The sequence below is a fragment of the Streptomyces sp. NPDC046215 genome (assembly GCF_040646215.1).
In the GTDB taxonomy this organism is placed as follows: Bacteria; Actinomycetota; Actinomycetes; order Streptomycetales; family Streptomycetaceae; genus Streptomyces; species Streptomyces stramineus.
Map to the genome: position 1 here is coordinate 42,886 of NZ_JBEYZW010000019.1, position 19,778 is coordinate 62,663.

16 protein-coding genes are annotated in these 19,778 nt (G+C 74.1%); 4 read left to right on the forward strand and 12 right to left on the reverse strand.

Annotated features, from left to right (window positions below; all coding sequences use genetic code 11):
• Window positions 1-1,182 carry a bifunctional glutamate N-acetyltransferase/amino-acid acetyltransferase ArgJ gene (gene argJ / locus ABZ951_RS11405; RefSeq protein WP_344093784.1) on the forward strand — a complete coding sequence of 394 codons (1,182 nt, stop codon included), beginning with the start codon at window positions 1-3 and terminating at the stop codon, window positions 1,180-1,182.
• 21 nt (window positions 1,183-1,203) lie between these two features.
• Here argJ and ABZ951_RS11410 read toward each other — a convergent pair whose 3' ends face one another.
• From ABZ951_RS11410 to ABZ951_RS11430, 5 genes are all read right to left on the reverse strand, one after another.
• Window positions 1,204-2,343 (reverse strand): acyl-CoA dehydrogenase family protein, encoded by a 1,140-nt coding sequence (locus ABZ951_RS11410; protein ID WP_344093787.1) that lies wholly within the window; start codon window positions 2,341-2,343, stop codon window positions 1,204-1,206.
• 38 nt (window positions 2,344-2,381) lie between these two features.
• Complete coding sequence (locus ABZ951_RS11415; protein WP_344093789.1) at window positions 2,382-3,386, reverse strand: aldo/keto reductase; 1,005 nt, start codon at window positions 3,384-3,386, stop codon at window positions 2,382-2,384.
• 61 nt (window positions 3,387-3,447) lie between these two features.
• Window positions 3,448-4,092 carry a nitroreductase family protein gene (locus ABZ951_RS11420; protein ID WP_344093792.1) on the reverse strand — a complete coding sequence of 215 codons (645 nt, stop codon included), beginning with the start codon at window positions 4,090-4,092 and terminating at the stop codon, window positions 3,448-3,450.
• Between the two features lie 27 nt (window positions 4,093-4,119).
• Window positions 4,120-5,496 (reverse strand): aspartate aminotransferase family protein, encoded by a 1,377-nt coding sequence (locus ABZ951_RS11425; protein ID WP_344093794.1) that lies wholly within the window; start codon window positions 5,494-5,496, stop codon window positions 4,120-4,122.
• A 212-nt stretch (window positions 5,497-5,708) separates the two neighbouring features.
• Window positions 5,709-7,772, reverse strand: a complete 2,064-nt coding sequence (locus ABZ951_RS11430; RefSeq protein ID WP_344093796.1) for a BTAD domain-containing putative transcriptional regulator — start codon at window positions 7,770-7,772, stop codon at window positions 5,709-5,711.
• A 345-nt stretch (window positions 7,773-8,117) separates the two neighbouring features.
• On the opposite strand from ABZ951_RS11430, the gene ABZ951_RS11435 reads away from it, so the two are divergent.
• Window positions 8,118-8,642: a DM13 domain-containing protein gene (locus ABZ951_RS11435; RefSeq protein ID WP_344093798.1), complete on the forward strand. Its 525-nt coding sequence runs from the start codon at window positions 8,118-8,120 to the stop codon at window positions 8,640-8,642.
• Between the two features lie 172 nt (window positions 8,643-8,814).
• Here ABZ951_RS11435 and ABZ951_RS11440 read toward each other — a convergent pair whose 3' ends face one another.
• Complete coding sequence (locus ABZ951_RS11440) at window positions 8,815-9,354, reverse strand: hypothetical protein (RefSeq protein WP_344093800.1); 540 nt, start codon at window positions 9,352-9,354, stop codon at window positions 8,815-8,817.
• A 383-nt stretch (window positions 9,355-9,737) separates the two neighbouring features.
• Entirely contained in the window at window positions 9,738-10,967 is a 1,230-nt protein-coding gene (locus ABZ951_RS11445; RefSeq protein ID WP_344093802.1) for a geranylgeranyl reductase family protein, read from the reverse strand.
• Between the two features lie 179 nt (window positions 10,968-11,146).
• On the opposite strand from ABZ951_RS11445, the gene ABZ951_RS11450 reads away from it, so the two are divergent.
• Window positions 11,147-12,538 carry a dipeptidase gene (locus ABZ951_RS11450; RefSeq protein WP_344093804.1) on the forward strand — a complete coding sequence of 464 codons (1,392 nt, stop codon included), beginning with the start codon at window positions 11,147-11,149 and terminating at the stop codon, window positions 12,536-12,538.
• 12 nt (window positions 12,539-12,550) lie between these two features.
• Here the strand turns inward: ABZ951_RS11450 and ABZ951_RS11455 are convergent, their stop codons facing one another.
• Both ABZ951_RS11455 and ABZ951_RS11460 read right to left on the reverse strand, forming a co-directional pair.
• Entirely contained in the window at window positions 12,551-13,588 is a 1,038-nt protein-coding gene (locus ABZ951_RS11455) for an NUDIX domain-containing protein (protein WP_344093807.1), read from the reverse strand.
• A 244-nt stretch (window positions 13,589-13,832) separates the two neighbouring features.
• Window positions 13,833-14,807 carry an ROK family protein gene (locus tag ABZ951_RS11460; RefSeq protein ID WP_361279702.1) on the reverse strand — a complete coding sequence of 325 codons (975 nt, stop codon included), beginning with the start codon at window positions 14,805-14,807 and terminating at the stop codon, window positions 13,833-13,835.
• 225 nt (window positions 14,808-15,032) lie between these two features.
• Here ABZ951_RS11460 and ABZ951_RS11465 point away from each other — a divergent pair, with 225 nt between their 5' ends.
• A complete protein-coding gene (locus ABZ951_RS11465) occupies window positions 15,033-16,019 on the forward strand; it encodes a LacI family DNA-binding transcriptional regulator (protein ID WP_344092178.1) in 987 nt (328 codons plus the stop codon).
• A gap of 348 nt (window positions 16,020-16,367) precedes the next feature.
• Here the strand turns inward: ABZ951_RS11465 and ABZ951_RS11470 are convergent, their stop codons facing one another.
• The 3 genes from ABZ951_RS11470 to ABZ951_RS11480 all read right to left on the reverse strand — a co-directional run bounded on the left by ABZ951_RS11470 (window position 16,368) and on the right by ABZ951_RS11480 (window position 19,661).
• Window positions 16,368-17,642: an aldolase gene (locus ABZ951_RS11470; RefSeq protein WP_344092173.1), complete on the reverse strand. Its 1,275-nt coding sequence runs from the start codon at window positions 17,640-17,642 to the stop codon at window positions 16,368-16,370.
• 153 nt (window positions 17,643-17,795) lie between these two features.
• Entirely contained in the window at window positions 17,796-18,758 is a 963-nt protein-coding gene (locus ABZ951_RS11475; protein WP_344092171.1) for an electron transfer flavoprotein subunit alpha/FixB family protein, read from the reverse strand.
• 117 nt (window positions 18,759-18,875) lie between these two features.
• Window positions 18,876-19,661 (reverse strand): electron transfer flavoprotein subunit beta/FixA family protein, encoded by a 786-nt coding sequence (locus ABZ951_RS11480; RefSeq protein WP_344092169.1) that lies wholly within the window; start codon window positions 19,659-19,661, stop codon window positions 18,876-18,878.
• Between the last annotated feature and the right edge of the window lie 117 nt (window positions 19,662-19,778).

Here is a 19,778-nt window from a genome sequence, read left to right on the forward strand (position 1 = left end):
ATGGCAGATGGCGCAGTTCACGAGCCGCAGGGGTTCGCGGTGCACACCGCGCCGGCCGGGCTGGTGCCCGACGGGCGGGACGACTTCACCGTCCTGCTCTCCACCGTGCCGGCCGTGGTGAGCGCGGTCTTCACCCGCTCCCGCTTCGCGGGCCCCAGCGTGACGCTGAGCCGCGCGGCGGCGGCCGACCGCACGGCCCGGGGTGTCGTCGTCCTCGCCCGCAACGCGAACGTCGCCACCGGCGCGGAAGGCGAGGGCAATGCGCGCGAGGTACGCGCCGGGGTCGCCCGGGCGCTGGGCCTGCCCGAGGACGAACTGCTCATCGCCTCCACCGGAGTGATCGGCCGGCAATACCCGATGGCGGCGCTGCGGGAGCACATCGCGTCCCTGTCCACACCGCTTCCCGAAGGCGGCTTCGACCGGGCGGCACGCGCCATCATGACCACCGACACCCGGCCCAAAGCGGCGTCCGCCCGGGCCGGCCGGGCGGTGATCACCGGCATCGCCAAGGGAGTCGGCATGCTGGAGCCCGACATGGCGACGCTGCTGACCTTCTTCGCGACCGACGCCCAGCTGGACCCCGGGGAACTGGACCACATCTTCCGCCGGGTCATGGACCGCACCTTCAACGCGGTCAGCATCGACACCGACACCTCCACGAGCGACACGGCGGCCCTGTTCGCCAACGGTCTGGCCGGTGCCGTGCACCCCGCGGAGTTCGAGGCGGCCCTGTACGACGTGGCGCTGTCGCTCGTGAAGGACATCGCGAGCGACGGCGAAGGCGCGGGCAAGCTCATCGAAGTGCGGGTGAGCGGGGCGCGTGATGCGGCCCAGGCCAAGCGCGTCGGCAAGGCCGTCGTCAACTCTCCCCTGGTGAAGACGGCGGTGCACGGCGGCGATCCCAACTGGGGGCGCGTGGCCATGGCGGTCGGCAAGTGCTCCGACGACACCGACATCGACCAGGAGAAGGTCGTCATCCGCTTCGGCGACGTGGCCGTCTACCCGCCCGGAGCGCACGGCACGGGCGACGAGGACGAGGTGCGCGCCGCCGTCGCCGAGCGGATGCGCGGCAGTGAGGTCGTCATCGGCGTCGAACTCGGCATCGCGGGCGGCGCGTTCACCGTGTACGGCTGCGACCTGACGGACGGGTACATCCGCATCAACGCCGACTACTCGACGTGACCCGGCCGGGGGAAGCAGGGATCAGGAGAAGAAGAGCGGCTTGCCCGCGTAGTAGTCGTCGACCGCCTCGCTCATGCTCAGCCGGGACGGGGGGTGGAAGACGACGGCCTGCGCGGCGGCGGCCAGGTAGGCGATCTTCGGGGAGGCGATGTAGGCCATGCCGCCCAGCATCTCCACCGCCTGCGCGACGGCCCTGGTGATGACGTCCTGCACGGAGAACCGGGTGAAGAGGGACGCCGCGGCACAGTCGTTGCCGAGGTCGCCGTCCATGATCCTGCGGGCGATCCCCTCCACCAGGAACGCCGCCGTGTCGATGAGGAGGCACAGTCGCGCGCGGTCGGCCGCCGAACCGCGCCGCTCGCGCAGCACCAGGTCGACCAGTGCGCCCGCGACCCCGGCGTACGAGGCAGCAATGATCATCTGGAACCAGATGACGCCGGCTTCGTTGAGTTCGTCCAGCTTCTCGGCGGCGTTCGGCGGGGTGCGCAGCACGTGCTCCGTCTCGACGAACACGCCGTCGAGGCGCACCTCGTGGCTCTCCGCGGCGACCAGGGGGAACGTCGACCAGAAGTCGTGGACGGAGACGCCGGGCCGGTCGGCGGGGAGGACCAGCAGGCCCATCTCGGTGCCGCCGCCGTCCGCGCGCAGGGCGACGCTGGCGGTGAGGAGGTCCATCGACCGGGAGAGGCTGCAGGGCTTCTTGGAGCCGGTGACGAGGTAGCCGCCGGGGGCTTCCCGCGCCTCGGCCGTCGGGCTGAGGATGCCGCGGCCGGAGCGGCCCTCCGCGAAGCCCGAGGCGATGAGCGAGCGGTTCTTGGCGATCACGTCGAGCACGGCGGTGCGGAACGTGCTGTTGTGTGCGTACAGCGGGCCGATGGAGAAGAGCATGCCGACGGAGAAGTGGTGCATCGCGGTCGCGACGGCCAGCGACGGTGCGAGGGAGGCCAGGGCGCGGACGACCCTGACGGCTTCGAGGGCGGACGCGCCGATTCCGCCGTAGGCGCGGGGCACCAGGAGATTGGTGCCGCCGTGGTCCCTGAACAGGGCGATGGCGGGGCTCCGCGGGGACTCCAGCCGGTCGAAGGGCACGGCGGCGAGGCGGTCGGCGAGGCCCGGCAGGAGCCGTTCGCAGGCGTCGCGGTCGAGTTGCTGGAATTTCACGGGCCTTCACGTCCCTCCATGGATGCCGGGGCGCGGCATCAGTTGTCGACGAGCTGCATCAGGAAAGGCGGGTACCGCTCGCCCCGGACGGCCGCGGCCTCCACCGCGGCCTCCACGGCCGCCCGTTCCCCGGCGGACAGGGCGGTGGAAACGGCGCCGAGGTTCTCGTCCAGGTGGTCGCGGCGGGCGGTGCCGGGGATAGGCACGACGTCGTCGCCCTGGTGGTGGAGCCAGGCCAGGGCGAGCTGCGCGAGGGTGAGGCCGTGCTCCGCCGCCCACGGCCGTAGCGCGGCCACGACCGCCAGGTTGCGCGGGAGGTTGGCCGCGGAGAACCGTGGGAGGGCGCGCCGGAAGTCCTCCGGGGGACCGAGGTCGGCGAGGGAGCCGATCCGGCCGGTGAGGAAGCCGCGGCCCAGGGGGCAGGAGGCGATGATGCCGATGCCCAGTTCGCGGCAGACGGGCACGACTTCGTCCTCGATGCCCCGGCTCCAGAGTGACCACTCGCTCTGGACGGCGGTGATCGGGTGGACCGCGTGGGCACGGCGGACGGTGTCGGCACAGACCTCGGACAGGCACAGGTGGCGTACCTTGCCCTCGGTGACGAGTTCTGCCAGGGCGCCGGCCGCCTCCTCGATCCGCTCCCCCGGGGCCGCCCAGTGTTTGACGTAGAGGTCGAGGTGGTCGACGCCGAGGCGGCGCAGCGAGGCGTGACAGCGCCGGCGGATGTAGGCCCGGTCACCGCGGACCCCGAGGAACTCCCCGTCGCGGTCCCGTTCCAGGCCGACCTTGGTGGAGAGCAGCACGTGATCCCGGCGGCCCGCGACGGCCTTGCCGAGCAGCCGTTCCCCCTCCCCGAGCCCCTGGACGTCCGCGGTGTCCAGGAGGGTGACGCCGCGGTCGATCGCGTGGCGCACGGTGGCGAGGGCCTCGGCGGGGTCGGCCCGCGCGTAGAAGGACGTCATGCTCAGGCAGCCGAGCCCCTGGGCGGGGACCTCCAGCGCGCCGAGCCTGCGGGTCGGCAGTGGCGACGCGTCGATCGTCATGGGTCTGCTCCTCGGGCGGGCGGGCGGGCGGCCGGTCGGGGTGGGTGGGTGCACGGCCGGATCACCACGAGTCGATGTGCAGCACGTCTTCGAGGGGTTGCCGCGCGGCGGGCCTGAAGTCGGTACCGAGGGTGAACGCCGTCGGGATCAGCGCGGCCTGGACGATGCCTCCGGGCAGCCCGAGCAGGTCGGCGATCTCCTTCTCGTACATCAGGTGCAGGGTGGTCCAGGCGGTCCCCAGCCGGCGGGCCCGGGCGGCGAGCATGTAGCTCCACCCGGCCTGGATGATCGATCCCCACCTACCGGCCTCGTTGTACTCGGGGGCGGCGCTCGCGTCCAGGCAGGGGAGGACGAGGACGGGCACGTCACCCATCCGGTCCCCGAGGTGGGCGACGCTGCTGCCCACGCGCCGCTGTATCGCGTGGCGTCGCGGGTCCTCGGGGAACAGGGAGCCGCACGCCCCTTCGGACCGCAAGTACGTCCGTACCGCGCGCTGGTAGTAGCGGCCGATCGCGGCCCGCTGCCGCGCGTCCGTGACGACGACCCAGTGCCAGGTCTGGCGGTTGCTGCCGGACGGAGCCTGCAGGGCGATGCTGATGCAGTCCTTGACGAGTTCCAACGGCACCGGGCGGCTCAGGTCCAGCCTTTTGCGCACGGAGCGGGTGGTCGTCAGCAGTTCGTCCGGGGTGAGGTCCACGAGTGACATGAGGCGATTCCCTTCGGTCTTCCTGTCTCAGGAGCGGCGGATCCGGCCGTCGGGCTCGACGCGTGCGAGGACCGAGAACAGCCCGTCGGCCAGCTCGTCGGCCGTGCCGCGGTCCATCACCAGGGGCGGGTTGATCAGCAGGGACCGGGGGTTGCCGCGCAGGATGATGCCCTTGTCCTCCCGGAGCGCCTGGGCCACCGGGGCCGTTCCGGTGGGCAGGGGGGTGCGGGTCGCCTTGTCCGCGACCAGCTCGATGCCCAGCATCAAGCCGGCCTGGCGGATGTCTCCCACGGCGGGCAGGTCACGGAGCGGTGCCAGCCGGTCGGCGAGGTATCCGCCGGTTTTCATGGCGTTGTCCAGCAGGTTCTCGCGTTCGATGATGGCGAGGTTGGTGAGCGCGACCGCGCAGGCGGTGGGGTGCCCGGTGTAGGTGAATCCGATGGGGAAGCCGGTGGAGCCGGTGACGGTGGCCGCCAGTTCCTCGGTGGTGAGGACCGCGCCGTGCGGGATGTAGCCGGACGTGATGCCTTTCGCGGTGACCAGGATGTCGGGCGTCACCGCGACGTGTTCGGCGGCGAACCAGTGTCCGGTCCGGCCGTAGGCCGTCACCACTTCGTCGAAGATCAGCAGGATGCCCTGGGACCGGAGCAGCTCCGCGACGCGCGGCCAGTAGTCCGTCGGCGGCGCCACGGCGCCCCCGACGCTCATGACCGGCTCGCCGATCATCGCCGCGATGCGGTCCGGCCCGATCCGTTCGATGGTCTCCCGCAGCTCGCGCAGACAGAACCCGGTGACGTCCTCGCCGCCGTAGGCCTCGCGGTGGTACGGGTCGGGGGCCGTGAGGTGGTGCACGTGCGGCATGGGGGGACCGAAGCCCTCGTGGTAGACCGGCAGCCCCGACACGCTGCCGCTGCCGTAGCCGATGCCGTGGTAGGCCGACGTCCGGGACAGGATCCACGTGCGTTCGGGCCGGCCCCGGCGGTGGTGGAAGTACCGCGCCATGCGCAGGGCGATCTCGTTGCCCTCCGCTCCGCCGCTGGTGAAGAACGCGCGCTCCAGCCCGGGCGGTGCGAGATCGGTCAGCCGTACGGCCAGCTCGATCGCCTGGTCATTGCTCATGTTCTCCCAGAGGTGGAAGCACTCCAGCCTGGCCATCTGGGCGGCGGCGGCCGCCACGATCTCGTCCCGCCCGTGGCCGACCTGCACCATGCCGAGCACCGCGGCGGCGTCCAGGTACCGCTTCCCCGAGCTGTCACGGACGTGGCAGCCCCGGCCCTCGACCATGACGGTGCGGTCGGTGCGGCTGTCCGGCAGGTTGGGGTGGATCAGCCGGGCGCGGTCGGCCCGGATCCACCGGTCCGTCTGCTCCGGTCCGGGAATCGCTCCCGCTGGGAACACAGGCATGGGCACACTCCTTCGCGGACGGTCCTCCGGCACGTCGGTACCGAGGGGACGAGGGGAGGGGCACCCCCTGCCGGGGGTGCGTGGCGAGCGGGCGGCTTCCGGATGGCAGGCAGTCTGCCGAGCGGGAGTTGTGTTCCGCCTGCGCGGAAGGCGAGCGGAACGTCAAACGGTCCGCAAGGGCGCCCGGGCCGGCGAGGGACGATCCGGCCCGCTCACGTCGTCGGCACCGCCCGCAGGGCCGCCTGGTGCTCGTGCCGCGGTGTCTTCTCGCCGGCCCCTTCCGGTGCCACGACCCGTCGGGCGAGCGAACAGACGCTGCGGCAGGGCGGTTCCGCGGGGACGAGCTCCTGGCGCACGACGTCCCGTACGAGCGGGTGCACGAAGCCGATGCGCTGCGGAGTCGACTCGTCCACCGTCAGCAGGCCGCCCCGTGCCGCCCTGCGGGTGGCCTCGGGTGACGGGCAGTCGCCGGGGGCGCTGTCCGGGTCGGGGGCGGCGCAGGCGCTGAGCACCGCGAGGATGTCCGCCGGGAGCCCGGACAGCCGTTGGATGACCACCTCCCGTATCACCGCCGGGAGCAGGGCGCGCACGTGCTCCGGCGTCGCCCCGACCGGGAGCGCCTCCATCAGGCCGAGCAGGAAGTACGGGTTGCCGCCGGAGCGCGCGTGGAGTGCGGCGCGCAGGTCCGGGGGGACGCCGTCACCGAGGGCGGCCGTGACGATCTGCGCGGTGTCCTGCGGGGCGAGCGGGCCGAGCGGTACCTCCTCGGCGTTGAGCGACTGGAGCACGGCCGCCCGTGTCGCCCGGAAGGCGGGGTCGTCGGCGATGCGGAAGGTCCGTGACGTGACGACGAGCAGGAACCGCGATTCGGCCGACTGCCGGGTCAGGAAGGGCAGCAGGGCGAGCGAGGCGGCGTCGGCCCACTGGAAGTCCTCCAGTACGAGCACCAGGGGGCGGCGGGCCGGCCCGAGCAGGGCCCGGCTCAGGGCGTCGTGGACCGTGAACCGGCCCGGCCCGGACAGCGGGGGACGCTCGCCCGCGCCCCGGTCCTCGTACAGCTCGGGCACGAGGGGCGCGAGCACGCGCCGGAGGCTGTCCGGCAGGGCGTCCACCGCGTCGGGCCGACGGGCCGTCACCAGGCGCAGCGCCTGGGTCCACGGCCAGTACGGGGGCATGCCGTCGCACTGCGGGCAGTGGACGGTGACCACGTCGGTGCCGGCCTCCTGGCACCGGCGCCCGAACTCCTGGAGGAGTCTGGTCTTGCCCGTGCCGGCTTCCCCGACGACCAGCACGGTGCGGCCGTCTCCGCGCCGTGCGGTCTCCTCGGCGGCCAGCAGGCGCCGCAGTGCGCGGCGCCGGCCGACGAGAGGCGGGGGGACGGGCGGTCCGGCGGTGTGCGCGGCCCGGACCGGTGACCCGGCGGTCTCGCGCGGGGACGTGAGGGACGTCAGCGCGGGGTCGTGGCGGAGGATCTCCCCGTGGACCCGCCGCAGTTCCGGTCCGACGTCCGCGCCGAGCTCGTCCGCGAGGTACTGCCGGGTGTGCTCGAAGCGGCGCAACGCGTCGGCCTGCCGGCCGTCGCGGTACTGAGCGCGCATCAGCTGGTACACCAGCCGTTCGCGCGTCGGGTGGCGGGTCGCCTCGCTCTCCAGTTCCGGCAGGACCTCCTCGCTGCGGCCCAGTGCGAAGGCCGCTTCGGCGCGCGCCTCCACGGCGGTCAGCCGGAGGTGGTCCAGGCGCGCCGCCTCGTGGTCGGCGAAGGTGTAGCCGAGGAGGTCTTCGAAGGGCGGTGCGGTCCACAGCCGCAGCGCCTCGGAGAGCAGCGCGAACGTCTCGGGCGGCGCGCCGCGGCGCCGGGCGGCGAGCCCCCGGTCGACGAGCTGCTCGAATCTCATGACGTCGACGTCGTCGGGGGCGGCGTCGAGCACGTACCCGGGCGAGCGGTACACGAGCCGGAGCGCCGCTCCGCCGTGCAGCGGCCGGGTGGCGATCAGTCCGCGTAATCGGGACACGTACGACCGCAGGGTGGCGACCGCCTGGTCGGGGGGTCCGGTGTCCCAGATGCTGGAGATCATCGATGAGGTCGACACGACCTTGCCGGCGTTGATCAGCAGCAGGGCGAACACGGCGCGCCGGCGAGGCGGCCCCAGCTCCAGCGGTCCTCCCGGCAGCCGTACGGTCACTCTGCCGAACGCGGATACGGCGGCGGCGCCGGTGGTGCGGGTGCGGTGCGGTTCTCCCCTGCCGAGCTGACCGGATCGGGCTGACTTGCCCATCCCCTCTCCTCCCCGTGCGAGTCATGGAACCGGGCGACGAAGAGCCGGGTGCCCGCCGCTCCCCCGTGCCGAGGACGGAAACACCCGCTCTGGTGGGAGGTACGGGCGGTCGCCCTTCCTGACTCATGCGGCGGGGGCGGGGATCGATGGCTGCCGCACATTGTCTCGTCCGCCCCTCCCCGGTCACCGGCGGGAGAGGGCGCCGGTGCGGTGGGCCGCGTAAGACTTTCGTCATGGGTTTTCCGGAGCATCCGCGGCACCGTTCCCCGTTGAAGGGGTGAAGGAAACGACGACACCGAGGCACAAGGCGCGCGGCGCGGAGGCCGAGGGCTTCAGGAGGCTGGGATGGGACGCGTACGGCGCATGGTGAGCAGGCCGGTCGTGATCGGGGTGTTGCTGGTGGGGCTGGTGGCGGTCGGTGCGGGGGTGTTCTGGTTCCAGCCGTGGAAGCTGTGGGTGGACGACACGGTGCGCGAGGCGGCGCCCGCGGCGGCCGCCGGTCCGGGCGGTGGCGCGCCGCGGACCCTGGCGGTCGGCGAGCTGATCAGCCACGAGCACAGCACGAGCGGAACGGTGCGGATCCTGGAGCTGCCCGACGGGAGCCGCACCCTGCGGCTGGAGAACCTCGACACCAGCAACGGCCCGGACCTGCGGGTCCTGATCACCGACGCCCCGGTGAAGGAGGGCCGGGCCGGCTGGCACGTCTTCGACGACGGGGCCCACAAGAGCCTGGGTTCGCTCAAGGGCAACAAGGGCGACCAGAACTACGCCCTGCCCGCGGAGGTGGATCTGGGCCGGTACACCAGCGTCAGCATCTGGTGCGACCGCTTCGACGTCTCCTTCGGCGCCGCCGGTCTCCGCCGCGTCTGACACCGGTGCCCGGCCCGTCCGCCGCGCCAGGCGGCCGTGCCCCGGGGCCTCGCGTTGCCGGGCGTGCCCGGGTGTGCCCGGTACGAGGGCGACCCTTTGCCGTGCGGTCACACGCACCGGACGCCGCGGGCCGCACCCCCGGGGGCGTACGGCGCGACGTTGCGGACACGCGTCAGGCGGACGTGACCCGGGTCGTCGCGGCCACCGGCGCGGTGCCGGAGACCGTGCAGGTGACCGTGACGCCGAAGACGTGCACCGCGGCCTCGCCGGGCGCGAAGGTCGCGGTGCCCTCGCTGTCGAGCGTGACCGATGCCTTGCCGCCGGTCAGGCTGACGGGCGTGCCGCTCGGGATCCGGGCGGGGTTGGTGAACCCGGTGGCCGTGACGCTGCCGGTGGCCGTGCCGCCGAGGTCGATGCGCATCTCTCCGGTGACGCTCCGGGCGGAGAGGTCGAGGGGCGCCGTCAGGCTCGTGGTGACCTCGACGGTGAGGTCGGCGGTGCCACCCCGGGGGACATCGGCGGGGGCCGTCACGGAGACTTTCAGGGGCTGGACGCCGCCGGGCGCGCCGGGGCCGGTACAGGTGTAGCCGACGGAGACGGTGTCGGCCACGGCCGTCGGGGCGCTCAGTCCGAGGCTTCCGCCCGCCAGGGCGGCGGCACAGGCCGCGCCGGTCACGATCCGCTTGCGGTGGGGGCTCAGGGGCTTACGCATCGCGCGCTCCCTTCGCGTCCGGCCCGGGGTCACCGGCCGGACGAAAAGCAGGGGGTGACGTGGACACGTCATCAATGCCATGGGGGATCGCAGAAGTCAACACAGACCCGGCGGTGAGTCAGCGGCCCGCCCCGCCGCGAGGGCGCCGGGGCGGGCCGCTCCGCGCAGAGCGCTCATCGAGGCGGGGGGGGGAATCGACCGGCGGCGAACCCCGGCCGCCCGCGGGCGCGAGGCGGCCCCCGCCTCAGCCGCAACCGGCCGGACCGCCATGACAGCCTGACCGCCGTGACAGCCGGCCGATCCGCCACGGGAGAGCGCCCACCGCGCCGGGCACAGCGAACCGGCGTCAGGCCTAGCGAACCGGGACGGGTACCAGCCGCCCGTTACGGCCGGTCGGCCGCGGAGAGGACCCGCCGTGCCATCGGGTGCGTCCGGACGATCTCCGCGATCGTCGTCGTCCCGCGGGTGATCCGCGCGAAGGCGTGCCACGCCGGCCGGAAGCCGGTGATCGCGGCGTGTATCACGCCGGGGCGGCGCTTGAAGAAGGCCAGCATCCGCCGCCCGACGCCCATCTCCACACCCAGCCCGGCCTTGACGGCGAACGCGTAGTTCAGCGCCTGCCGGCGCGCGTCGACGGCGTCCTGCGCCTCGCCGATGCGCACGGCCCACTCCCCCGCCAGCCGGCCCGAGCGCAGGGCGAAGGAGATGCCCTCCCGGGTCCACGGCTCCAGCAGCCCCGCCGCGTCGCCGCAGACGATCACACGGCCGCGGGAGAGCGGGGAGTCGTCGGAGCGGCAGCGGGTCAGGTGGCCGGAGGAGATGCTCGGCTCGAAGCCCGCGAGGCCGAGGCGGGCGATGAAGTCCTCCAGGTAGCGTTTGGTGGCCGTCCCGTCGCCCCGCTCCGCGATCACGCCCACGGTCAGGGTGTCGCCCTTGGGGAAGACCCAGCCGTAACTGCCCGGGATCGGGCCCCAGTCGATGAGCACCCGGCCCGCCCAGTCCTCCGCGACCGTCGGGGGCACCGGGATCTCCGCCTCCAGGCCGAGGTCGACCTGGTCGAGCTTGACGCCGACGTGGGCTCCTATGCGCCCCGCGCTGCCGTCGGCGCCGACGACCGCCCGGGCGAGGACGGTCTCACCGTCAGCGAGGACGACGGCGACGGTGCGCCGGTCGGGTACGGCCGGACCGTGCTGCTCCACGCGGGAGACGGTCACCCCCGTGCGCACCTCGGCACCGGCGGCCTTCGCGGACTCCACCAGGGCCGCGTCGAACTCGGGGCGGTTGATGAGCCCGAAGAGCATCCGCTTGGAGCGGCGGGTGCGCGTCAGCTTGCCGTTGAGGGAGAAGGTGACGGCGTACACGCGGTCGCGCAGCGGCAGTTCGAAGCCGGGCGGCAGGGCGTCGCGCGACGGGCCGATGATGCCGCCGCCGCACGTCTTGTAGCGCGGCAGTTCGGCCTTCTCCAGAAGCAGGACCCGGCGGCCCGCGGAGGCCGCGGCATGGGCGGCCGAGGCCCCGGCGGGCCCCGCTCCCACCACCACGACGTCCCACACCGGACCCCGGCCCCCGGCCGTGTCCCGCTCCGCGTCCTGGGCTGCGTTGTCGCTGCTCACCTGTGCTTCTACTCCCGCTCGATCACCGGCTACGGCTACCGCCCGCATCCTACGGCCCGCCGCCCCGCCGCCCAGCCGTGGGAAGGCCCGGGAGCGGGCCCGGAGGGGCGCCGTGCGAGGATTTGGCAGCCACACTCGCCCATACGTACGGATAACGCCGCATCCACGAGGAGCGTTCCATGGAAGCGTCCCCGACCACCCCGCCCCGGCCGGACCACGCCGCGCTGGCGGCCACCGTCGCCGCGCTGCAGTCCCGCGCCAAGGCCGAACTGACCGAGCTGGTGGCCTTCATGTCGGTCGCGGACGAGGCCCAGTTCCCCAAGAGCGAGTGCGAGGCGGCGGCCGGCTGGGTGGCCGGCGCGCTGCGCGCCGAGGGCTTCGAGGACGTGGCCCTCCTCGACACCCCCGACGGCACCCAGTCCGTCTACGGCTACCTGCCGGGCCCGGCGGGCGCGCCCACGGTGCTGCTGTACGCGCACTACGACGTGCAGCCGACCTTGGACGAGGCCGCCTGGATCTCGCCGCCGTTCGAGCTGACCGAGCGCGACGGGCGCTGGTACGGGCGCGGCGCGGCCGACTGCAAGGGCGGGGTGGTCATGCACCTCACCGCGCTGCGGGCGCTCAAGGCGCACGGCGGTGTCCCCGTCAACGTGAAGGTGATCGTCGAGGGCTCCGAGGAGCAGGGCACCGGTGGCCTGCAGCGGTACGCGGAAGCGCACCCTGAACTGCTGGCGTCCGACGCCATCCTCATCGGTGACGCCGGGAACTTCCGGGTGGGCCTGCCGACCGTCACCGCGACGCTGCGCGGCATGACGCTCGTCCAGGTGCGGGTGGACACCCTGGAGGGCGGTCTGCACTCCGGGCAGTTCGGCGGGGCCGCGCCGGACGCGCTGGCCGCGCTGATCCGCGTCCTCGACTCGCTGCGCGCCGAGGACGGTTCGACGACGGTCGACGGCCTCGCGGCGGACGCGCGCTGGGAGGGGCTGCAGTATCCGGAGGAGGACTTCCGCAAGGACGCCAGGGTCCTCGACGGTGTGGAGCTGATCGGTTCCGGGACGGTGGCCGACCGGCTCTGGGCCCGCCCGGCCGTGACGGTTCTGGGCATCGACTGCCCGCCGGTCGTCGGCGCCACCCCTTCCGTGCACGCGGGCGCGCGGGCGCTGATCAGCCTGCGGGTGCCCCCGGGCGCGGACGCGGCCGAGGCGACGAAGCTGCTGACGGCGCACCTGCAGGCGGCCACGCCGTGGGGCGCGCGGGTGGCGGTGGAACAGGTCGGCGAGGGGCAGCCGTTCCGCGCCGACACCTCCAGCCCGGCGTACGCGTCGATGGCCGAGGCGATGCGCGTCGCGTACCCGGGTGAGGAGATGCAGGTCTCCGGCATGGGCGGCTCGATCCCGCTGTGCAACACCCTGGCCGCCCTCTACCCCGCGACGGAGATCCTGCTGATCGGGCTGAGCGAGCCGGAGGCCCAGATCCACGCGGTGAACGAGAGCGTCTCCCCGCAGGAGCTTGAGCGGCTCTCCCTGGCCGAGGCGCTGTTCCTGCTCAACTACGCGGCGGCCGAGCGCTGATCCGGCGCGCCGTCACTCCACGGGGACGCCCGCCTCGAGATTGATCGGGCGTCCCCGCTCCCGGGCGCGCAGCGCCCACCGCAGCCGGCTCAGCCGCACGGGCGGCAGCAGCGACGCGGCCTCGTCCTCGGTGACGAAGCGCCAGCCGCGCAGCTCCGAGCCGGGCAGCAGGAGCCGGCGGGCCTCGGCGCCCGTCAGCCGCCCGCCGTCGAAGAGGAGGCGGAGCCCCCCGTACCCCGGCGGACTGGGGGGTTCCCAGTCGACGACGAGCAGCCGGGGCACCGCGGGCAGTTCGATCCCTATCTCCTCGGCCACCTCGCGCATGCCGGCGCGGGCGGGCGCCTCGCCGGGCTCGACGACCCCGCCGGGGAACTCCCAGCCGGGCTTGTAGGTCGGGTCGACGAGCAGGAAGCGATCCTCCTCGTCGAAGAGCAGCACGCCCGCCGCGAGCGTCTCGGCCGTGGGCTCGGGCGTCTGGACGATCTCGCAGGCGCCCGCCGCGCCGGTGCGCACGGCCTCGGCGATCCGCCCGGCGGCCTCCCGCGGCGTCAGGGCCCCGGTGTCGACGACGAAGGCGTCGGCGCACAGCCAGGGCAGGGCCTCGCGGTAGGGGGCGAGGTGGTCGAACGCCCACCGCCGGACGGCCTCGCTGCGCTCCGGGTCGTCCTCGAACTCCTCACGGCCCGCGATGCGCGCGCGCAGGATCGTTTCGTCTGCCGTCAGCAGCACATGGTGGACCGGGATGCGGCGCGCGGCCAGCCCTCCGAAGATCTCGTCCCGATACTCCTGCCGCAGCAGCGTCATGGGCACCACCAGCACCCCGCCGACCTCCGCGAGCAGCGCGACCGCGGCGTCCACGACCAGCCGCCGCCAGATTGGCAGGTCCTGGAAGTCACCGACCTCGCCCATTCTCTTGGGCGGCAGGAGGTGGCGCAGCAGCCCGCCCATCACCTCGGGGTCGTAGAGAGTGCTGCCCGGGATCAGCTCGGTCAGCTCCTTCGCCGTGCTGGTCTTCCCCGCACTGAACGCGCCGTTCAGCCAGACGATCACGGTTCCCCCTTCTCCGTAGACCCCTGTGAAGTGCCCGGAACACCTTGCCACGGAAACGCGTGCGAGGGGCATGGGGCGCCACCCGGCCCCCGGACGGCCCCTGAAGGCCGGATCCCGTCCCTCGCCCGGCGCGGGCGCGTGGCCGGACAGGTCGGCGGCGTCCAGGGGGCCCTACCGCCGGTGTCCGGTGCCGCCTACGTCCGGGGAGGGTGCCCGGTCGGCCGCGGCGCGCCGCCGGGGAGGGTCACCGCGCCGGAGCCGCCGCCCACAGGCCGAGTCGCTGCGCCGCCGCGGCCGCGGCGCCCACGAGGCCCGCGTCGGGGCCGAGCCGCGCCGGGAGGACCTCGACGCCCGCGGCGAACGACAGCGTCGCGTACTCCCGCAGGCGGGCGCGCAACGGCGCGAAGAGGACCTCCCCGGCACCCGCCACGCCCCCGCCTATGACCGCCACCTCGATCTCGACGAGCGTCGCCGTCGCGGCGATGCCGGCGGCCAGGGCCTGCGCGGCCCGTTCGAACGAGGCGCGGGCCACCGGGTCCCCGGCGCGGGCCGCGGCGGCGACGGCCGCCGCGCTGCGGTCGCCGTCCGGGCCCGGCCGCCAGCCGGAGTCCAGCGCGCGGCGCGCGATGTTGGGGCCGCTGGCGATGCGTTCGACGCAGCCGCGCGCCCCGCACGGGCAGGGGTCGCCGTCCAGATCCACGCTGATGTGCCCGATGTGTCCGGCGTTGCCCGTGGGGCCGGTGTGCAGGCGGCCGCCCAGGACCAGGCCGCCGCCGACGCCTGTGGACACCACCATGCACAGGGCGTCGGCGTGCCCCCGCGCGGCGCCCTGCCAGTGCTCGGCCGCGGTCATCGCGACCCCGTCGCCGACCAGGACCACCGGCCGGCCGCCGGCCCGCTCCGCCACCTCGGCGACCAGCGGGAAGTCCCGCCAGCCGGGGACGTTGACCGGGCTGACCGTCCCCCGGGAGGCGTCCACGGGCCCCGCGCTGCCGATGCCCACTGCCCGCACCCGCGGCCAGTCGGCCGCGCGGGCGAGCTCCGCCAGGACGCCGGCGACCGCGCCCAGCACCGTCGCGCCGTCCTCCTGGGCGGGGGTCGGCCGCTGCGCGCGGACGAGCAGGCGGCCGCTGCCGTCCACCAGCGCACCGGCGATCTTGGTGCCGCCGATGTCGAGAGCCGCGACGAGGCCGGCGGGGTCGGTGTGCTCACGAGGCATGAAAGGGCGATCTCTCCTGGTCCGGGGGTGGTGCGAGGGGGCTGCGGACGTCAGTCTCCCCAGAGTTGACAACGTTGTCCAGGCTCTATGCTCGACGTCACCACCGAGCACCCGACGCCACCCGCAGCGCAAAGGATGAGCCACCGCGTGAACACGAGCGCCAAGAGCGACGACTCCGACGCCGCCTTCCCGAGGCCGCAGCACCGTTACGGCGCCCGCCCGACGATGAAGGACGTGGCCGCGCGCGCCGGGGTGGGCCTCAAGACCGTCTCGCGCGTGGTCAACGGCGAGGCGGGGGTCACCGCGGACACCGAGCAGCGGGTCAAGGACGCCATCGCGGCGCTCGGCTTCCGCCGCAACGACAGCGCCCGCGTGCTGCGCAAGGGCCGCACCGCGTCGATCGGGCTCGTCCTGGAGGATCTCGCCGACCCGTTCTACGCGCCGCTCAACCGGGCCGTGGAGGAGGTGGCCCGCGCGCACGGCGCCCTGCTCATCAACGGCTCCAGCGCCGAGGACGCCGACCGCGAGCGCGAACTGGCGCTGGCCTTCTGCGCCCGCCGGGTCGACGGGCTGATCGTCATTCCGGCGGGCAGTGACCACCGCTACCTCGAACCGGAGATGGCCGCCGGGATCGCCACCGTCTTCGTGGACCGGCCGGCCGGGCTGATAGACGCCGACGTGGTGCTCTCGGACAGCTTCGGCGGCGCCCGGGACGGCGTCGCCCACCTCATCGCGCACGGCCACCGCCGCATCGGCTTCATCGGCGACCAGCCGCGCATCCACACCGCCACCGAGCGGCTGCGGGGCTACCGCGCGGCCATGGCGGAGGCGGGGCTGCCCGTGGACGACGCCTGGGTGTCGCTCGGTACCACCGCCGCCGGGCGGGTCCGCGAGGAGGCGGCCCGCATGCTGGCCGGGCCGGAGCCGGTGACGGCCCTGTTCACGGGCAACAACCGGGTGACGGTCACGGCCGTGCGGGTCATCGCCGCCGCGCCGCGTCCGGTCGCGCTCGTCGGCTTCGACGATTTGGAACTGGCCGATCTGCTCTCCCCCGCCGTCACGGTCGTCGCCCAGGACGCCGCGCGGCTGGGCCGCACGGCGGCCGAGCGGCTGTTCCGGCGGCTGGACGGGGTCGCGGAGCCGCCGCGGCGCGTGGAACTGCCGACGCGCCTGATCGCCCGCGGCTCGGGCGAACTCCCGCCCGCGGCCTGACCGCGGCGCGGGCCGCCAGGGGGTGCCCGCGGTGTTGCGTCGTACGCCTGGCGGGGGTGGACCGCCGACGTCCGGCACGGGCGGGCGCACGACGGAGGGCTGCCCTCTTACCGGACGCGACGTCGCGTCATACGCCCGAAGGGGATGGCTCACGGTGTCCGGCGCGTGCGAGCGCACGGCGGAGGGCCGCCCCCGCGCACCGGACATCCCGGACCGGACCCGACCCCCGCGCACACCCGGCGGCGGGCCGCCAGCAAGGGACCGCAACGTCACCTCGCACGCCCAAAGAGGGCGGCCCCCGGCGCGTACGCGCGTACGGCGGGTCGGACGCAACCCCGCGCACACCCCCTACGGCGTGCGGCCCGCCAGCCGGTCGAGGTCCGGGCGGGACAGGCCCGTCGCCCCGGTCACCTCCGCGCTGTCGACGGCACCGCAGTCCAGGCCCCGCAGCAGGTAGCCGCTCAGCGCCCGGGCCGTGGCGGGCTCGTCCAGCACGTCGCCCCCGGACCGCCGCACGTAGGCCGCCAGCCGGGCCGTCGCCGCGTCCAGCCCTTCGCGGTAGAAGGCGTACACCGCGGCGTATCGCGTCGGCAGGTGGCCGGGGTGCATGTCCCAGCCCTGGTGGTAGCCGCGGGCCAGCGAGCGGCGGACGAGCCGGTGGTGCAGCCGCCAGGCGTCGTGGACCTGCGGGGTCGGGCCGACGGGCAGGACGTTCGTCGAGCCGTCGGAGAGCCGCACCCCGGTGCCGGCGGTCGCGACCTGCATGACGGCCTTGGCGTGGTCGGCCACCGGGTGGTCCGGCGACTGGTGGGCGGCGCTGATTCCGCAGGCGGCGCTGTAGTCGAAGGTGCCGTAGTGCAGTGACGTGGCGCGGCCCCCGGCGGCGTCGATCATGCCGGCGACGGTGGCGCGCCCGTCGGGGCCGAGGATCGCCTGGGTGGTCTCGATCTGGATCTCGAAGCGGATCCGCCCGGCCGGAAGGCCGTGGGCCCTCTCGAACTCCCCGGCCAGCCGGGCCATCGCGGTGACCTGCTCGGCGTAGGTGACCTTGGGGAGGGTGAGGACGAGCCCGTCGGGCAGGCCGCCCGCCGCCATCAGAGCGGTGAGGAAGATGTCGAGCGTGCGGATGCCGCGGTCGCGCACGGCGGCCTCCAGGCACTTCATGCGGATGCCCATGGACGGGGCGGCCGTGCCGTCCGCGAACGCGTCGGCCACCAGGCGCGCGGCTCGGGCCGCCGCGGCGTCCTCCTCGGCGTCGGGGCGCGGCCCGTACCCGTCCTCGAAGTCGATGCGCAGGTCTTCCACCGGCTCACGCTCCAGCTTGGCCCGTACGCGCTCGTACACCGGCCCGGCGAGCGCGCCGGGCAGGCCGAGGACGGCGGCGAACGCGGCGGCGTCGGGTGCGTGCTCGTCGAGGGCCGCGAGCGCCTGGTCGCCCCAGGAGCGGACGGTGCCGGCGGTGACGACGTCACCGGGGACATAGACGGTGTGGACGGGCTGGCGGGTGCCGGGGTCGCCCGGGTAGCGGCGCGCGAGCTCGGCGTCGACGCCGGCGAGCGAGGCGCCGATGCCTTCCGTCAGCGCGCTCGCGAAGGTGGTCGCGACGGTTCGGTGCTGCCCCATTCCACACCCTCCGATTTCCGCTGAGCGGAATTCACTGTCCGTGCGGCGAAGTTATCGGGCGGCCCGGCGGAAGGTCAACAGGCGGAGATCCCCTCGTGCCGGAGCCCCCGTGCGCGTCCGCGCACGGGGGCTCCGGCCGAGAGGTGGTGCGGGTCAGCCCTTGCGGGACTTGACCTCCTCGGTGAGCTGCGGGACGACCTCGAAGAGGTCGCCGACCACGCCGTAGTCGACCAGGTCGAAGATCGGGGCCTCGGCGTCCTTGTTGATGGCGACGATCGTCTTCGAGGTCTGCATGCCGGCCCGGTGCTGGATGGCACCGGAGATGCCCGCCGCGATGTACAGCTGCGGGGAGACCGACTTGCCGGTCTGGCCGACCTGGTTGGTGTGCGGGTACCAGCCGGCGTCGACGGCGGCGCGGGAGGCGCCGACGGCCGCGCCGAGCGAGTCGGCCAGGCCCTCGATGAGGGAGAAGTTCTCGGCGCCGTTGACGCCGCGGCCGCCGGAGACCACGATCGCGGCCTCGGTCAGCTCGGGACGGCCGGTCGACTCGCGCGGCGTGCGGGAGACGACCTTGGTGCCGGTGGACAGCTCGCCGAAGGAGACGGCCAGCTGCTCGACCGCGCCGGCGGCCGGGGCGGCCTCGGGAGCGGCGGAGTTGGGCTTGACGGTGATGACCGGGGTGCCCTTGGTGACGCGGGACTTGGTGGAGTACGAGGCCGCGAAGACGGACTGCGTGGCCACCGGGCCCTCGTCGCCGGCCTCCAGGTCGACGGCGTCGGTGATGATGCCGGAGCCGGTGCGGACCGCGAGGCGGGCCGCGATCTCCTTGCCCTCGGCGGAGGAGGGGACGAGCACGGCGACCGGGGAGACGGCCTTGAACGCCGCCTCCAGCGCGTCCACCTTGGGCGCGACGAGGTAGTCGGCGAACTCCGGCGCGTCGGCCGCGAGGACCTTGACCGCGCCGTACTCGCCGAGGGTCTTCGCGGCGCCCTCGGCACCGGCGCCGAGGTGCACGGCGACGGGCTCGCCGAGGCGGCGGGCGAGGGTGAGCAGCTCGAGCGTGGGCTTGCGGACGGCACCGTCCACGTGGTCGACGTAGACGAGGACTTCAGCCATGGGAATGCACTCCTGCGGAGAAAGGGGGGCGGGTGACGGTTCGTACGGGCGGCGGAAGCTCGCCGCGGTCCGCCGGGGCCGGCGCGGGCGCGCCGCGGGCCCCGGTGGAGGCCGCGACTAGATGAACTTCTGGCCCGCGAGGAACTCGGCGAGCTGCTTGCCGCCCTCGCCCTCGTTCTTGACGACGGTGCCGGCCGTGCGGGCCGGGCGCTCGTTGGCCTCGTCGACCGTGGTCCAGGAGCCCTCCAGGCCGACCTCTTCGGACTCGATGCCGAGGTCGGAGAGGTCCAGGGACTCCACCGGCTTCTTCTTGGCCGCCATGATGCCCTTGAAGGACGGGTAACGGGCCTCACCGGACTGGTCGGTGACGGAGACGACGGCCGGGAGGGCGGCCTCCAGCTGCTCGCTCGCGGCGTCGCCGTCACGGCGGCCGGTCACCTTGCCGTCGGCGACGGCGACCTCGGAGAGCAGGGTCACCTGCGGGACGCCCAGGCGCTCGGCGAGCATCGCGGGAACGACGCCCATGCCACCGTCGGTGGAGGCCATGCCGCTGATGATCAGGTCGTAGCCGACGTGCTCCACGGCCTTGGCGAGCACCAGCGAGGTGCCGAGCGCGTCGGTGCCGTGCAGGTCGTCGTCCTCGACGTGGACGGCCTTGTGGGCGCCCATGGACAGCGCCTTGCGCAGCGCGTCCTTGGCGTCCTCGGGGCCGATGGTCAGGACGGTGATCTCCGCGTCATCCGCCTCGTCGGCGATCTGCAGCGCCTGCTCGACCGCGTACTCGTCGAGCTCCGAGAGCAGGCCGTCCACGTCGTCGCGGTCGACGGTCAGGTCCTCGGCGAAGTGCCGGTCGCCGGTGGCGTCGGGCACGTACTTCACACAGACAACGATCCTCAAGCTCACGCCGGCTCTCCTACTGCATCGTCTCTTCGTAGCTGCCTTGTGCAGGCAGCATAGGCGCCTTGTGGGGCGGATCCCGTGTCCCGGGTGCTATGCCCCGAACGGAATGTTACTCGTCAG